The sequence below is a fragment of the Pseudomonas putida genome (assembly GCF_016406145.1).
GTDB lineage: Bacteria > Pseudomonadota > Gammaproteobacteria > Pseudomonadales > Pseudomonadaceae > Aquipseudomonas > Aquipseudomonas putida_E.
This window is the reverse complement of record NZ_CP066306.1, coordinates 4499420-4513743: the sequence shown is the minus strand read 5'-3', so window position 1 is coordinate 4513743 and position 14324 is coordinate 4499420. Positions and strand designations below refer to the sequence as shown.

General features: G+C 62.1%; 12 protein-coding genes. 9 read left to right on the top strand and 3 right to left on the bottom strand.

Going from position 1 to position 14324, the window contains the following annotated elements:
• The first annotated feature begins 87 nt into the window (after positions 1–87).
• Positions 88–1734 (top strand): Na+/H+ antiporter, encoded by a 1647-nt coding sequence (locus JET17_RS20795; protein WP_012315903.1) that lies wholly within the window; start codon positions 88–90, stop codon positions 1732–1734.
• A 60-nt stretch (positions 1735–1794) separates the two neighbouring features.
• Here the strand turns inward: JET17_RS20795 and dapC are convergent, their stop codons facing one another.
• Genes dapC through map form a run of 3 tightly spaced genes read right to left on the bottom strand, consistent with a single transcriptional unit; the run spans position 1795 to position 6543 of the window.
• The gene (gene dapC / locus JET17_RS20790) at positions 1795–2991 is read right to left on the bottom strand and encodes a succinyldiaminopimelate transaminase (protein ID WP_012315902.1); all 1197 of its coding nucleotides are present in this window, start codon (positions 2989–2991) and stop codon (positions 1795–1797) included.
• Positions 2992–3021: 30 nt separating this feature from the next.
• Positions 3022–5724, bottom strand: a complete 2703-nt coding sequence (locus tag JET17_RS20785; protein WP_012315901.1) for a [protein-PII] uridylyltransferase — start codon at positions 5722–5724, stop codon at positions 3022–3024.
• 36 nt (positions 5725–5760) lie between these two features.
• On the bottom strand, positions 5761–6543 hold the full coding sequence (gene map, locus JET17_RS20780; RefSeq protein ID WP_004375406.1) for a type I methionyl aminopeptidase: 783 nt from the start codon (positions 6541–6543) through the stop codon (positions 5761–5763).
• Positions 6544–6847: 304 nt separating this feature from the next.
• Here map and rpsB point away from each other — a divergent pair, with 304 nt between their 5' ends.
• The 8 genes from rpsB to rseP all read left to right on the top strand — a co-directional run bounded on the left by rpsB (position 6848) and on the right by rseP (position 14295).
• Positions 6848–7585: a 30S ribosomal protein S2 gene (gene rpsB, locus JET17_RS20775; RefSeq protein WP_012315900.1), complete on the top strand. Its 738-nt coding sequence runs from the start codon at positions 6848–6850 to the stop codon at positions 7583–7585.
• Positions 7586–7770: 185 nt separating this feature from the next.
• On the top strand, positions 7771–8634 hold the full coding sequence (gene tsf / locus JET17_RS20770) for a translation elongation factor Ts (protein WP_012315899.1): 864 nt from the start codon (positions 7771–7773) through the stop codon (positions 8632–8634).
• 176 nt (positions 8635–8810) lie between these two features.
• Positions 8811–9554 (top strand): UMP kinase, encoded by a 744-nt coding sequence (gene pyrH, locus JET17_RS20765; RefSeq protein ID WP_008094912.1) that lies wholly within the window; start codon positions 8811–8813, stop codon positions 9552–9554.
• Entirely contained in the window at positions 9551–10108 is a 558-nt protein-coding gene (gene frr / locus JET17_RS20760) for a ribosome recycling factor (protein ID WP_008094910.1), read from the top strand. The genes pyrH and frr overlap by 4 nt, the downstream gene beginning before the upstream one ends.
• A gap of 15 nt (positions 10109–10123) precedes the next feature.
• On the top strand, positions 10124–10879 hold the full coding sequence (gene uppS / locus JET17_RS20755; RefSeq protein WP_012315898.1) for a polyprenyl diphosphate synthase: 756 nt from the start codon (positions 10124–10126) through the stop codon (positions 10877–10879).
• Positions 10879–11694, top strand: a complete 816-nt coding sequence (locus tag JET17_RS20750) for a phosphatidate cytidylyltransferase (protein WP_012315897.1) — start codon at positions 10879–10881, stop codon at positions 11692–11694. The genes uppS and JET17_RS20750 overlap by 1 nt, the downstream gene beginning before the upstream one ends.
• The gene (gene ispC, locus JET17_RS20745) at positions 11691–12881 is read left to right on the top strand and encodes a 1-deoxy-D-xylulose-5-phosphate reductoisomerase (RefSeq protein ID WP_012315896.1); all 1191 of its coding nucleotides are present in this window, start codon (positions 11691–11693) and stop codon (positions 12879–12881) included. Before JET17_RS20750 ends, ispC begins: the two co-directional genes overlap by 4 nt.
• A gap of 61 nt (positions 12882–12942) precedes the next feature.
• Complete coding sequence (rseP, locus tag JET17_RS20740) at positions 12943–14295, top strand: RIP metalloprotease RseP (protein WP_012315895.1); 1353 nt, start codon at positions 12943–12945, stop codon at positions 14293–14295.
• The last annotated feature ends 29 nt before the right edge of the window (positions 14296–14324 follow it).

The window sequence follows — 14324 nt, the reverse complement described above, 5'->3', positions numbered from 1 at the left end:
CATGATTACCCCACCCCGCTAACATATTGCTTCTGTGGCGATTTTTCGCCCGGGATTGATATCGGTTCACAAAGGAAGCTTTAACGGATGCAGTCAGCTTATACCGTCCTCATCCTGCTGACGCTGGTCAGCGTGTCGAAACTGGTCGGTCGGGTGATCCCCTTGCCGCTGCCGCTGGTGCAGATCGGTGCCGGTGCGCTGTTGGCCTGGCCTACCCTGGGGCTGCATGTGGCCCTGGACCCTGAGCTGTTCCTTTTCCTGTTCCTGCCGCCATTGCTGTTTGCCGACGGCTGGCGCATCCCCAAACGCGAACTGTGGCGCATCCGCGGGCCGGTGGTGGCACTTGCCGTGGGGCTGGTGCTGTTCACGGTGGTCGGCGCCGGCTACTTCATTCATTGGCTGCTGCCGAGCATCCCGCTGGCGGTGGCCTTTGCCCTGGCGGCTGTGTTGTCGCCTACCGACGCCGTGGCAGTCTCGGCCATAACCCAGGACCGCCTTCCCACTCCGCTGATGCACATGCTTCAGGGTGAGGCGTTGATGAACGACGCTTCTGGCCTGGTGACCTTCAAGTTCGCGCTGGCAGCGGCGATCACCGGCGTATTTTCTTTGGCCGATGCCAGCTTCAGCTTTGTCCTGGTTGCCATCGGCGGGCTGGCGGTTGGAGTTGCCCTGAGCTGGCTGATTGGCAGGCTGCGCGCCTGGATGATCGCACGTGGCTGGGATGACCCGGCCACCCACGTGGTATTCATGCTGCTGCTGCCGTTTGCCGCCTATGTGCTGGCCGAGCGCCTTGGGGTGTCGGGCATCCTCTCGGCGGTCGCCGCCGGCATGATGCAGAGCTGGCTGGACCTGCTTCCGCGCCAGACCAGCACCCGCCTGCTCAACCGTAGCGTCTGGTCGCTACTGGAATTCGCCTTCAATGGCCTGATCTTCCTGCTATTGGGCCTGCAATTGCCGGACATCATCAAGGCGGTGGTCAGCCACGAGCCTACCCTCTGGCCGACACTGGCATGGCGCTGCCTGGATGTGCTGGCGATCTTTGCGGCGCTGATCCTGCTGCGGTTCGTCTGGGTGCAAAGCATCTGGCGGGCGGTCGGGGTAGTGCGTCGCTGGCGCGGCAAGCCTGCCCTGGTACTGATGCCCACGGCGCGCTCATGCTGGCTGCTGACCCTTGGCGGGGTGCGTGGTGCAGTGACGCTGGCGGGTGTGATGTCGATACCGCTGCTGATTGGGGCGGACCAGGCTTTCCCGGAGCGCGACCTGCTGATTTTCATCGCTGCCGGCGTCATCTTGCTGTCGCTGGTCAGCGCCTGCGTGGCTTTGCCCTTTCTCTTGAGAGGTGTCACCCGAAGCCCGGACGAGCGGCTGCATCAGGAGGTGCAGGAAGCCTGGCGGCGCACGGCCGAGGCTGCGATTCATGCCCTGGAGGCCGAGGACGTGGTTGATGCCAGCGCACCTCAGGATGCGGCGCAGGCGACCCTGGCGACGGAGCTCAAGGCAAGGTTGATGGCCGAGTACCGCGATGAGCTGGACAGTTACAACGACACGGCCGAGGCGAGGGCCTTGGCGGAGCAGATGGACTTGCTGGAGCGACGTCTGCGCCTGCGGGCGCTTCGGGCGCAGCGGTTGGAATTGTATAACCTGCATCGCCAGCACCTGGTAGGCGATGAGGTAGTGCGGCAGGTGTTGGGTGAGCTGGACTTGAGCGAGGCGAACCTGGGGGCAGTCAAATAAGCCGCTGTAGCTCAAGCGCCGGCGAGCCGGCGTTTGCGCTACAGCGCGGCGCTCGGTCAATCAACGGTTTTGCACAAACGCACGAATCCGCTCAGCCGCCTCTATGCACTCGGCCAATGGTGCGACCAGTGCCATGCGTACCCGCCCGGCCCCCGGATTCACGCCATCCACTTCGCGCGACAGGTACGAACCAGGTACCACCGTCACATGCTGGGCTTCGAACAGGTCACGCGTGAAGTCGGCATCGCACCCCGGTACCTTGGCCCACAGGTAGAAACTGCCATCAGGCCGCTGTACGTCCAGCACGGGCTGCAGGATATCCAGCACGGCATCGTATTTGGCGCGGTATAGGTCGCGGTTTTCGCGCACATGTGCTTCATCCTGCCAGGCGGCGATGCTGGCCAGCTGGGTCTGCACCGGCATGGCGCAGCCATGGTAGGTGCGGTACAGCAGGAACGGCTTGATGATGGCCGCGTCGCCGGCAACGAAGCCCGAACGCAGGCCCGGCAGGTTGGAGCGCTTGGACAGGCTGTGGAATACCACGCAACGCTTGAAGTCACTGCGGCCCAGTTCGGCACAGGCACTGAGCAGGCCCGGTGGTGGGGCGTCTTCGTCGAAGTACAGTTCGCTGTAGCACTCATCGGCGGCGATCACGAAATCATGCTCGTCGGCCAGTGCGATCAGCTTCTTCAGGGTGTCCATCGGTACCAGTGCGCCGGTGGGGTTGCCCGGTGAGCACAGGAACAGGATCTGGCAGCGTTTCCAGACCTCGGCGGGTACGGCATCGAAGTCCGGGTTGAAACCGTTGTTTTCCAGGCACGGCAGATAATGCGGGGTGGCGCCGGCGAGCAGGGCCGCGCCTTCGTAGATCTGGTAGAACGGGTTGGGGCTGACCACCAGGCCATCATCGGCGCGGTTGACCACAGCCTGGGTGAAGGCGAACAGCGCTTCACGGGTGCCGTTGACCGGCAGCACATGGCGGTCCGCGTCCAGCCAGCCGGTCGGCACGCCGAAGCGGCGTTCGCACCATTGGCCGATGGCCTGGCGCAGCTCTGGCAGGCCGATGGTGCTGGGGTAGACCGCCAGCTTGTCGAGGTTGTCGGCCATGGCCTGGGCGACGAACGCCGGGGATGCGTGCTTCGGCTCACCGATCGACAGGGCGATGGCGCGCTTGTCCGCCGCGGGCTTCACGCTGCCCAGCAGGGCGCGGAGTTTCTCGAAGGGGTAGGGCTGAAGCTGGGTCAGGGCATGGTTCATCGGCGCAAGGTCTCGTCAATCGTCTAATCGTTAAAAGGTCACGCGAGTCGGGCTGGCATCGCTAGCCTGGCCGGCCTGCAGTTGCTGCACGATCGCTTCCTGCAGGCGGCTGCACAGCTGCGGGTCGGACAGCGGCTGGTTGTCGGCATCGGTAATGAAGAATACGTCTTCCACGCGTTCGCCGAGGGTGGCGATCTTGGCGTTCTGCAGTGACAGGTCGAACTCCAGGAAGATCCGCCCGATCCGCGCCAGCAGCCCGGGGCGGTCCGGCGCGGTGATCTCAAGGATGGTTACCGCCCGCTGTGCATCGTTGAGGATGGTCACCTGCGGCGGGAAGTTGAAATGCTTGAGTTGGCGGGGTACCCGTCGCTGGATGATGGTCGGGTAGTCCTCGGGGTTGCGCAGCGCCTCGGTCAGGCCGTCGCGGATCTGCTTGACCCGTTGCGGGTTGTCGCCGATGGAGCCGCCGTCATTGTCGAGCACGATGTAGGTGTCGAGTGTGAACTGGCTGCTCGAGGTGATGATGCGCGCGTCATGGATGTTCAGGTTGAGCTGCGACATGGCCGCCACGGTCACAGCGAAGAAATCGTGCTGGTCGGGGGCGTAGATGAAGATCTGCGTGCCGCCCTCGAACTCCCGCTGTGTGGTTTCCTTGATCAGTACCAGCGGCCCGCCGTCGGCGGGCTGCTGCAGGATCGCGTCACTGTGCCAGGCCACATCGGCGGCGTTGTGCTTGAGGAAGTAGTCGTCACCCAGTTGCGACCAGAGTTGCTCGACGTCGTCCGGGTCGGTGCCCTCGCGTACGAGGATATCCAGCGCAGCACTCTGTGTCTGGCGGATCTGCTCCTCGCGGTCCAGCGGGTTTTCCAGGCCGCGACGCAAGGCGCGTTTGGTCTCGCTGTACAGCTGGCGCAGCAGGCTGGCTCGCCAGGAGTTCCACAGGCTGGGATTGGTGGCGTTGATGTCGGCCACGGTCAGCACGTAGAGGTAGTCCAGGCGCGTCTCGTCGCCGACATGCAGGGCGAAGTCGTTGATCACCTGCGGGTCGGACAGGTCCTTGCGCTGGGCGGTGGTGGACATCACCAGGTGGTTTTGCACCAGCCAGACGATCAGGCGGCTGTCCCAGGCGGGCAATTGATGGCGCTCGCAGAACTTCTTCGCGTCCACAGCGCCCAGCTCGGAGTGGTCGCCCTGACGGCCTTTGCCGATGTCGTGGTACAGCCCGGCCAGGTAGATGAGCTCAGGCTTGGGCAGGCGGCCCATAAGCTTGCTGGCCAGCGGGAATTTTTCGGACACCGGCGTGTACTGCAGCTTGCGCAGGTGCTTGATGAGGTTGAGGGTGTGCGCATCGACCGTATAAATGTGGAACAGGTCGTGCTGCATCTGCCCGACGATCAGGCCGAACTCTGGCAGGTAGCGGCCGAGGATGCCGTAACGGTTCATCCGCCGCAGGTTGCGATGGATGCCGATTTCGCACTTGAACAGCTCGATGAACAGGCTGGTGTTGCGAATATCGTTGCGGAAGGTGTCGTCGATCAGGTGCCGGTGCTCGCGCAGCAGGCGCACGGTGTCCGCGCGCACGCCCTTGATTTCCGGGTGCTGCGCCATCAGCACGAAGATCTCCAGCATGGCGAACGGCGTGCGCTTGAAAACGTTCGCGTTGACGGCCTCGATATAGCCGTCGTGCAGCCGGAAGCGCGCATTCAGCGGCTGGGTGGTACCACTGTCATCGTCGGCTAGGATGACTTCCTCGAAGTGCTGGATGATCAGGTCGCACAACTGGCTGATGCTCATCACCACCCGGTAGTACTGCTGCATGAACTGTTCGATGGCGCGTTTGGGGTTTTCGTCGCTGTAGCCCAGCAGTGCGGCGATGCTGCGCTGGTGGTCGAACAGCAGGCGATCTTCGGCGCGGCCGGCGAGCATGTGCAGGGCGTAGCGCACCTTCCACAAAAAGTCCTGGGAGGAGGCCAGCAGTTCGTTTTCGCTTTCCAGCAGGAAGCCTTCGCCAGCGAGGGCGTGCAGGTTCAGGGTGCCGTACTGGCGACGGGCTACCCAAAGGACTGTCTGGATGTCGCGAAGGCCACCGGGCGAGCCTTTTACATTGGGCTCGAGGTTGTACTCGGTGTCGTTGTACTTGTGGTGGCGGGCCTTGAGCTCTGCGCGCTTGGCCAGGAAGAACTCCTTGCTCGGCCACATGTGCGCGGTGCTGGTGACTTCGAGCATGCGCTGGCGCAGGGCTTCGCGGCCGGCGATGGTGCGGCTTTCCATCATGTTGGTGATGACCGTAAGGTCGGCGCGGGCCTGTTCGGCGCACTCGTCGACGGTACGCACGCTCTGGCCCACTTCAAGGCCAATGTCCCACAGCAGTGTCAGGAAGCGCTCGATGGCGTCGCGGTACTGCTCGTGTTCGGCGTCGCGCAGCAGGATCAGCAGGTCGATGTCCGAGTGCGGGTGCAGTTCACCGCGCCCATAGCCCCCGACCGCTACCAGGGCTATGCCGTCAGCGTCGCCCCAGTCGAACTGTTTCCAGGCCTGTTGCAGGATGTTGTCGACTAGCCAGGCGCGGTCCTCGATCAGCCGACGGATGTCGCGGCCGTCACGGAAACGCCTGTCGAGCACCTCGCCGGCCTGGCGGATGGCCTTCTTGAAAGCGGCGATGGGGCTCGCCTTGAGGGCCAGTTCCGCCTGGAACTGGCCGCGGTCGAACAGCTCGGGATCCACCTGGGGCATGCATCGCGTTCCTGTCGTAGAGGCTTTGGCGTGAACTCAGGCCGAAGTGCGCGGGATGGTGTCGTCCTTGCGCAGGGTGAAGATCTCGTAGCCGGTGGCGGTCACCACCAGGGTGTGCTCCCACTGCGCCGAGAGCTTGCGGTCCTTGGTGATGGCGGTCCAGCCGTCGCCCAGCACCTTGGTGTCGGCCTTGCCCTGGTTGATCATCGGTTCGATGGTGAAGGTCATGCCCTCTTTGAGCTCCATGCCGGTGCCGGCACGGCCGTAGTGGAGGATCTGCGGTTCTTCGTGGAACACCTTGCCGATGCCGTGGCCGCAGAATTCACGCACCACCGAAAAGCCGTTCTTTTCGGCGTGCTTCTGGATCACTTCACCGATATCGCCCAGGCGGCAGCCAGGCTTGACCAGCTCGATGGCCTTGTACATGCACTCCTGGGTGACTTTGGACAGGCGCTCTGCCCATACCGGCACGGTACCGACGTGGAACATGCGGCTGGTGTCGCCGTGGTAGCCGTCCTTGATCACGGTGACATCGATGTTCAGCGTGTCCCCGTCCTTGAGCGGCTTGTCGTTGGGGATGCCGTGGCACACCACGTGGTTGATCGAGGTGCAGATCGACTTGGGGTAGCCCTTGTAGTTGAGCGGTGCCGGAATGGCCTGCTGCACGTTGACGATGTAGTCGTGGCACAGGCGGTCGAGCTCTTCGGTGGTGACACCGGGCTTGACGTGTTCTTCGATCATTTCCAGCACTTCGGCGGCCAGGCGGCCGGCGATGCGCATCTTCTCGATGTCTTCTGCGGTCTTGATGGTAACGGTCATTACAGGCTCTCTACGGCGCCGCAGGCGGCGCGAACAAACGGAAAAGGCCCTTATTCTATCAGAGGGCGGCTGCGAACCCAGCATCAAGCTTGAGGCTGGATTCGCAGTTCGCTTCTGCGGGTTCCGTTCGTTGGCGGTCTGTGGTATAACATGCGCCGCTTTCGGGGACGACCCCGTCTGCTCAAACCCACACACGTGTCGACACGATGACCTGGGTGCCCCGCATTCTCGAAGTTCTTGTTCAGGTGCGTGGGTTGGTCATTGGGATACGTGGAGGCCCAACCCGACTTATCAAGGAACTATCATGTCCCAAGTCAACATGCGCGATATGCTGAAGGCCGGTGTGCACTTCGGCCACCAGACCCGTTACTGGAACCCGAAAATGGGCAAGTACATTTTCGGCGCGCGTAACAAGATCCACATCATCAACCTGGAAAAAACCCTGCCAATGTTCAACGACGCTCTGTCGTTCGTAGAACGCCTGGCCCAGGGCAAGAATAAGATCATGTTCGTCGGCACCAAGCGTTCCGCCGGCAAGATCGTCGCCGAGCAAGCTGCTCGTTGCGGTTCGCCATACGTTGACCACCGCTGGTTGGGCGGCATGCTGACCAACTACAAAACCATCCGCGCTTCGATCAAGCGTCTGCGCGACCTGGAAACCCAGGCCGAAGACGGCACTTTTGCCAAGCTGACCAAGAAAGAAGCCCTGATGCGTTCGCGCGATCTGGAAAAGCTGGACCGCAGCCTGGGTGGTATCAAGGACATGGGCGGCCTGCCTGATGCCCTGTTCGTGATCGACGTTGACCACGAGCGCATTGCCATCACCGAAGCCAACAAGCTGGGCATCCCGGTTATCGGCGTTGTCGATACCAACAGCAGCCCAGAAGGTGTTGACTACATCATCCCAGGTAACGATGACGCCATTCGCGCTATCGAGCTGTACATGACTTCGATGGCTGACGCCGTCATCCGCGGCCGCAACAACGTTGCTGGCGGCACCGAAGTCTACGCTGAAGAAGCGGCTGCACCTGCTGCCGAGTAATAGACGCTAGCGTCTGCTTGGCACGCAAAAAGGGGGCTTCGCCCCCTTTTTGCCACCTTGAAATCCTGCTGTCAGCAAGCGCCCCGCATTATGGGCCGGCTGAGGTTGAAACAGCGGATTTGCAGAATTGAACGCCCGTGATGAGCGGGTGGAATGGTTGAAAAACTTTCCAAGAGGATTTTGAAATGGCAGCAATTACTGCAGCGCTGGTCAAAGAACTGCGCGAGCGTACCGGCGAAGGCATGATGGATTGCAAAAAGGCCCTGGAAAAGGCCGGCGGCGACATCGAAAAAGCCATTGACGACATGCGTGCCTCGGGCGCCATCAAGGCCGCCAAAAAGGCTGGCAACGTCGCTGCCGAAGGCGCGATCGCCGTCAAGACCGACGGTAAATCCGCCGTCCTGCTGGAAGTCAACTCGCAGACCGACTTCCTGGCTCTGCAAGACGACTTCAAGAACTTCGTCGCTGAAAGCCTCGAAGAAGCTTTCGCCCAGAAGCTGACCGATGCCGCTCCGCTGATCGCCTCGCGCGAAGCTGCTCGTGAAGCCCTGGTCGCCAAGTGCGGCGAGAACGTCAACATCCGTCGCCTGGTGCGCGTTGAGGGTGACGTTGTCGGTGCTTACCTGCACGGTAACAAGATCGGTGCTGTTGTCGTCCTCAAGGGCGGCGACGTCGAGCTGGCCAAGAACATTGCCATGCACGTTGCAGCTTCGAACCCAGAGTTCCTGGATGCGTCGGAAATCTCCGCCGAGGCCATCGAGCGCGAGAAGAACGTCTTCCTGCAGCTGAACGCCGACAAGATCGCCGGCAAGCCGGGAAACATCGTTGAAAACATGATCAACGGCCGTATCACCAAGTTCAAGGCCGAAGCCTCGCTGAAAGAGCAAGCCTTCGTCATGAACCCGGAAGTCAAAGTCGGCGAGCTGGCCAAGAAGGCCGGTGCTGAAATCGTTTCCTTCACCTACTTCAAAGTAGGCGAAGGCATCGAGAAGCCGGTCGACGACTTCGCTGCTGAAGTTGCCGCTCAGGTAGCTGCCGCCAAGCAGTAAGACAGACTCGTCTGTCGCCCCAAAGAGGCTGCCCGCTCACGCGCGCAGCCTCTTTGTCAAAGCGGGAGCGGTTTTCAAGGCCGTGCTCGCTGACGCAGTCGCTGCGTCACGTTAGAGTTACACGCAGGCTCAAGCAGCCCGCCAGAATTTTACAAACGCCGCAGGAGAGATTCGCAATGGCTCAGCAGGGCAGTGGTTATCAGGCTCGCTATAAACGCATTCTACTCAAACTTAGCGGCGAGGCCCTGATGGGCTCGGAAGAGTTCGGGATCGACCCCAAGGTCCTGGATCGCATGGCCCTGGAAGTTGGCCAGCTGGTCGGCATCGGTGTCCAGGTCGGTCTGGTGATCGGCGGTGGCAACCTGTTCCGTGGCGCGGCGCTCAGTGCAGCCGGCATGGACCGTGTTACCGGCGACCACATGGGCATGCTGGCGACCGTAATGAATGGCCTGGCCATGCGCGATGCGCTGGAGCGGGCGAACATTACCGCCATCGTCATGTCGGCCATTTCCATGGTGGGTGTGACCGATCACTACGACCGTCGCAAAGCCATGCGCCACCTGAACGCCAAAGAAGTCGTAATCTTCGCTGCCGGTACTGGCAACCCGTTCTTCACCACCGACTCCGCCGCCTGCCTGCGTGCCATCGAAATCGATGCCGACGTGGTATTGAAGGCAACCAAGGTCGATGGTGTATACACTGCAGATCCATTCAAGGACCCGCATGCCGAGAAGTTCGATCATCTGACCTACGATGAAGTGCTGGATCGCAAGCTGGGTGTAATGGACCTCACGGCAATCTGCCTTTGCCGCGACCACAAGATGCCGCTGCGCGTCTTCAACATGAACAAACCCGGCGCCTTGCTCAACATCGTGCATGGCGGCGCGGAAGGAACTCTGATCGAGGAAGTTCAAAAATGATCAACGACATCAAGAAAGACGCTCAGGATCGCATGGGCAAGTCCATCGAGGCTTTGGGCCGCAACCTGGCGTCAATCCGCACCGGTCGCGCCCACCCAAGCATCCTGGACAGCGTCAAGGTTCCGGCGTGGGGCAGCGAAATGCCGCTGAACCAGGTCGCTGCAGTCTCTGTTGAAGATGCGCGCACCCTGAAGATCGTCGCCCACGACAAGAACCTCAGCGCTGCCATCGAGAAGGCCATCCTGACTTCCGATCTGGGCCTTAACCCGTCCAGCGCCGGCACCACCATCCGTGTACCGATGCCGGCCCTGACCGAGGAAACCCGCAAGGGTTACACCAAGCAGGCCAGCGCCGTTGCCGAAGATGCCAAGGTTGCCGTGCGCAACGTGCGTCGTGATGCCCTGGCCGACCTGAAGAAGCTCACCAAGGACAAGGAAATCAGTGAAGACGAAGAGCGTCGTGCTGCTGACGAGATCCAGAAGCTGACCGACAAGTTCGTCGCCGAAATCGACGCTGCGTTCAAAGCCAAGGAAAAGGACCTGTTGGCCGTCTAAGGCCGAGGTTTTTTAATGGAAAAGACCAAGCTGGCGGCACCGTCTTCGGTGCCGCGACACGTCGCGATCATCATGGATGGCAATAATCGCTGGGCGAAGAAGCGCCTGTTGCCCGGCGTAGCCGGGCACAAGGCCGGCGTCGATGCCGTACGTGCGGTTATCGAGGTCTGCGCCAAGTCCGGCGTCGAGGTGCTCACCCTGTTCGCCTTCTCCAGTGAGAACTGGCAGCGCCCTGCCGAAGAAGTGGGGGCGTTGATGGAGCTGTTCTTCTCGGCGCTGCGCCGTGAGGCCAAACGCCTGAACGAGAACAATATCAGCCTGCGCATCATTGGCGATCGTTCGCGTTTCCATCCAGAGCTGCAGGCCGCCATGCGCGAGGCCGAGGCGCAGACCGCCGGCAGTAATCGCTTCATCCTGCAGATCGCCGCCAACTATGGTGGCCAGTGGGATATTGCCCAGGCCGCGCAGCGGCTGGCCCGTGAGGTTCAGGCCGGCCACCTGCGTCCGGATGACATTACTCCCGGGCTTTTGCAGGCCTGCCTGGCGACAGGCGAATTGCCGTTGCCGGACCTGTGCATCCGCACCGGTGGCGAGCACCGCATCAGTAACTTCCTGCTGTGGCAGCTGGCTTACGCCGAACTCTATTTCTCCGACCTGTACTGGCCGGACTTCAAACACGAGGCCATGCGCAATGCCCTGGCCGATTTCGCTTCGCGCCAGCGCCGCTTCGGTAAGACCAGCGAGCAGGTCGAGGCTGGAGCTCGTGCTTAATGCTTAAACAACGCATCATTACCGCGCTGATCCTGCTGCCGGTCGCGCTGGGTGGTTTCTTCCTGCTCAACGGCGGGGATTTCGCTCTGTTCATCGGCTTCGTGGTGACCTTGGCGGCCTGGGAGTGGGCGCGCCTGGCCGGGCTGATGGCTCAGCCGCTGCGCATTGCCTATGCCGCTGTCGTCGCCGGTGCGCTGATGCTGCTCTACCTGATGCCGGACCTGGCGCCGTGGGTGCTTGGTGCGTCGGTCATCTGGTGGGGCATGGCTACCTGGTTGGTGCTGACCTATCCGCGCAGCAGTGAGCTGTGGGTCAGTGCTGCCTGCCGTCTGCTGATCGGTCTGCTGATCCTGCTACCTGCCTGGCAAGGGCTGGTGCTGCTCAAGCATTGGCCGCTGGGTAATTGGCTTATCCTCTCTGTGATGGTGCTGGTGTGGGCGGCCGATATCGGCGCGTACTTCTCGGGCCGTGCTTTCGGCAAGCGCAAGCTGGCTCCGCAAGTCAGCCCGGGTAAAAGCTGGGAAGGTGTCTATGGCGGCCTGGCGGTCAGCCTGGTGATTACGCTTGCGGTCGGCATCACTCGCGATTGGGGCGTCGGCCAGATTCTGCTGGGGCTCGTGGGGGCTGCGCTGGTGGTCATGTCATCGGTGATTGGTGACCTGACCGAGAGCATGTTCAAGCGCCGCTCCGGTATCAAGGACAGTAGCAACCTGCTGCCCGGCCATGGCGGGGTGCTCGACCGCATCGACAGCCTGACCGCGGCCATCCCGGTTTTCGCGGTATTGCTGTGGGCTGCCGAATGGGGTGTGATGTGACAGCGGTACAGCGCATTACAGTCCTGGGCGCCACCGGCTCCATCGGCCTCAGTACCTTGGATGTGATCGCCCGCCATCCCGAGCGCTACCAGGTATATGCATTGAGCGGCTATACGCGCATCGATCAGCTGCTGGCCCTGTGCGTGCTGCATTGCCCTGCCTATGCCGTGGTGCCCAACGGCGAAGCCGCCGTGCGCTTGCGTGAGGGCCTGGCGGCTGCGGGCTGCGCCACCGAGGTGCTTGAAGGGGAGGCGGGTCTGTGTGAGGTTGCGGCCGCCCCTGAAGTGGATGCGGTGATGGCTGCCATTGTCGGCGCTGCTGGCTTGCGCCCGACACTGGCCGCCGTCGAGGCGGGCAAGAAGGTGCTGCTGGCCAACAAGGAGGCGCTGGTGATGTCCGGCGCGCTGTTCATGGAGGCTGTGCGCCGCAGTGGTGCGGTGCTGCTGCCGATCGACAGCGAGCACAATGCCATCTTCCAGTGCCTGCCGGGTGACTATGACCGTGGTCTGAGCCAGGTGGGTGTCCGTCGCATTCTGCTGACTGCCTCGGGCGGGCCGTTTCGCGAGACGCCTCAGGCTGACTTGGCCGATGTCACGCCGGAGCAGGCTTGTGCCCACCCGAACTGGTCCATGGGGCGCAAGATCTCGGTAGACTCGGCGAGCATGATGAACAAGGGCCTGGAACTGATCGAGGCTTGCTGGTTGTTCGATGCGGCGCCGGACAAGGTCGAAGTGGTGGTGCACCCGCAGAGCGTTATCCATTCCCTGGTGGACTACGTTGACGGTTCGGTGCTGGCCCAGTTGGGTAACCCGGATATGCGCACACCCATTGCCAACGCCCTTGCCTGGCCGGAGCGGATCGATTCCGGTGTGGCCCCGCTGGATCTGTTCGCGATTGCTCGCCTGGATTTCCAGGCCCCCGACGAACTGCGCTTTCCCTGCCTGCGCCTGGCACGGCAGGCGGCCGAGGCGGGCAACAGCGCGCCAGCGGTACTCAATGCGGCCAACGAAGTTGCGGTCGAGGCATTTCTTGAGCGGCGTATCCGCTTCCCGGAGATCGCGGGTATGATCGAACAGGTACTGGCTCAGGAACCCGTGGTGCCTGTGCCTTCGCTGGATGCGGTATTTGCTGCCGATCAGCGCGCCCGAGAGTTGTCCCGCGAGTGGTTGAGGCGCCACGGCCGCTGATGCTGCCCGGCCCAGAAGATGTGCGAGAAGTCGTTCCGCTGAACGTCATTCGGAGAAAGACATGACTGCGCTGTACATGATTATCGGCACCCTGGTGGCCTTGGGTGTACTGGTCACTTTCCACGAATTCGGTCACTTCTGGGTGGCCCGGCGTTGCGGTGTCAAGGTGCTGCGCTTTTCCGTGGGCTTCGGCCCCGGGCTGTTGCGCTGGCATGACCGCCACGGTACCGAGTTCGTGGTGGCGGCTATTCCTTTGGGTGGTTACGTCAAGATGCTCGACGAGCGTGAAGGCGAAGTACCGCTAGCGCTGGCCGACCAGTCCTTCAATCGCAAATCGGTTCGCCAGCGCATCGCCATCGTCGCCGCCGGTCCGATAGCCAACTTCCTGCTGGCCATCGTTTTCTTCTGGTTGCTGGCGATGCTCGGTACCCAACAGATCCGTCCGGTCATCGGTGCGGTAGAGCCTGGCAGCCTGGCAGCATCGGCTGGCCTGGTTGCCGGCCAGGAAATTGTTTCCATCGATGGCAAGGCGACCAGTGGCTGGTCGGCCGTCAATCTGCAATTGGTTCGTCGCCTGGGCGAAAGCGGAACATTGCAGGTTGGCGTGCGCGATGAGGGCTCAAGCGCTGAACGTCAGTTGCAGGTCAAGCTCGACAGCTGGCTCAAAGGTGCAGACGAGCCTGATCCGATTCAGTCGCTTGGGCTGCGGCCATGGCGCCCGGTAGTGGCGCCCGTGCTGGCCGAGATCGATCCCAAAGGGCCAGCGGCGGCTGCCGGTCTGAAAACCGGTGACAGGCTGTTGAGTATCGATGGGTTGGCCTTGAGTGACTGGCAGCAGGTTGTCGATAGCGTGCGCGCCCGCCCTGAAGCCAGGGTCGTGGTGCGTATCGAGCGCGACGGTACGGCGCTGGATGTACCGGTAACACTGGCTCGAAAAGGTGAGGGCGAGGCTGCCGGTGGTTACCTGGGGGCCGGGGTGAAAAGCGGCGAGTGGCCTGCCGGCATGCTTCGTGAGGTCAGCTATGGTCCGCTGGACGCGGTAGGCGAGGGCCTTTCCCGGACGTGGAACATGAGCGTTCTGACCCTCGAATCCCTGAAGAAAATGCTGTTCGGTGAGCTCTCGGTAAAAAACTTGAGCGGACCGATAACCATTGCTAAAGTGGCGGGCGCTTCAGCCCAGTCCGGCGTGGGGGATTTCCTGAATTTCCTTGCCTACCTGAGCATTAGCCTGGGGGTTCTTAACCTGCTGCCCATTCCAGTGTTGGATGGGGGGCATTTGCTGTTTTACCTGGTCGAGTGGGCGCGCGGTCGTCCATTGTCGGATCGGGTTCAAGGTTGGGGGGTCCAGATCGGTATCAGTTTGGTCATAGGGGTGATGTTGCTCGCCCTGATCAACGATCTGGGTCGACTATAAAAGCTTCGCATTGCAAACCTGCCGCCATT

What these genes read in the sequence shown, in the direction of transcription:
- tsf (WP_012315899.1), top strand. Translation starts at nt 7,771, where the DNA reads ATGGCAGCAATTACTGCAGCGCTGGTCAAAGAACTGCGCGAGCGTACC.
- JET17_RS20795 (WP_012315903.1), top strand. Translation starts at nt 88, where the DNA reads ATGCAGTCAGCTTATACCGTCCTCATCCTGCTGACGCTGGTCAGCGTG.
- map (WP_004375406.1), bottom strand. Translation starts at nt 6,543, where the DNA reads ATGACCGTTACCATCAAGACCGCAGAAGACATCGAGAAGATGCGCATC.
- rseP (WP_012315895.1), top strand. Translation starts at nt 12,943, where the DNA reads ATGACTGCGCTGTACATGATTATCGGCACCCTGGTGGCCTTGGGTGTA.
- frr (WP_008094910.1), top strand. Translation starts at nt 9,551, where the DNA reads ATGATCAACGACATCAAGAAAGACGCTCAGGATCGCATGGGCAAGTCC.
- pyrH (WP_008094912.1), top strand. Translation starts at nt 8,811, where the DNA reads ATGGCTCAGCAGGGCAGTGGTTATCAGGCTCGCTATAAACGCATTCTA.
- rpsB (WP_012315900.1), top strand. Translation starts at nt 6,848, where the DNA reads ATGTCCCAAGTCAACATGCGCGATATGCTGAAGGCCGGTGTGCACTTC.
- uppS (WP_012315898.1), top strand. Translation starts at nt 10,124, where the DNA reads ATGGAAAAGACCAAGCTGGCGGCACCGTCTTCGGTGCCGCGACACGTC.
- JET17_RS20785 (WP_012315901.1), bottom strand. Translation starts at nt 5,724, where the DNA reads ATGCCCCAGGTGGATCCCGAGCTGTTCGACCGCGGCCAGTTCCAGGCG.
- dapC (WP_012315902.1), bottom strand. Translation starts at nt 2,991, where the DNA reads ATGAACCATGCCCTGACCCAGCTTCAGCCCTACCCCTTCGAGAAACTC.
- JET17_RS20750 (WP_012315897.1), top strand. Translation starts at nt 10,879, where the DNA reads ATGCTTAAACAACGCATCATTACCGCGCTGATCCTGCTGCCGGTCGCG.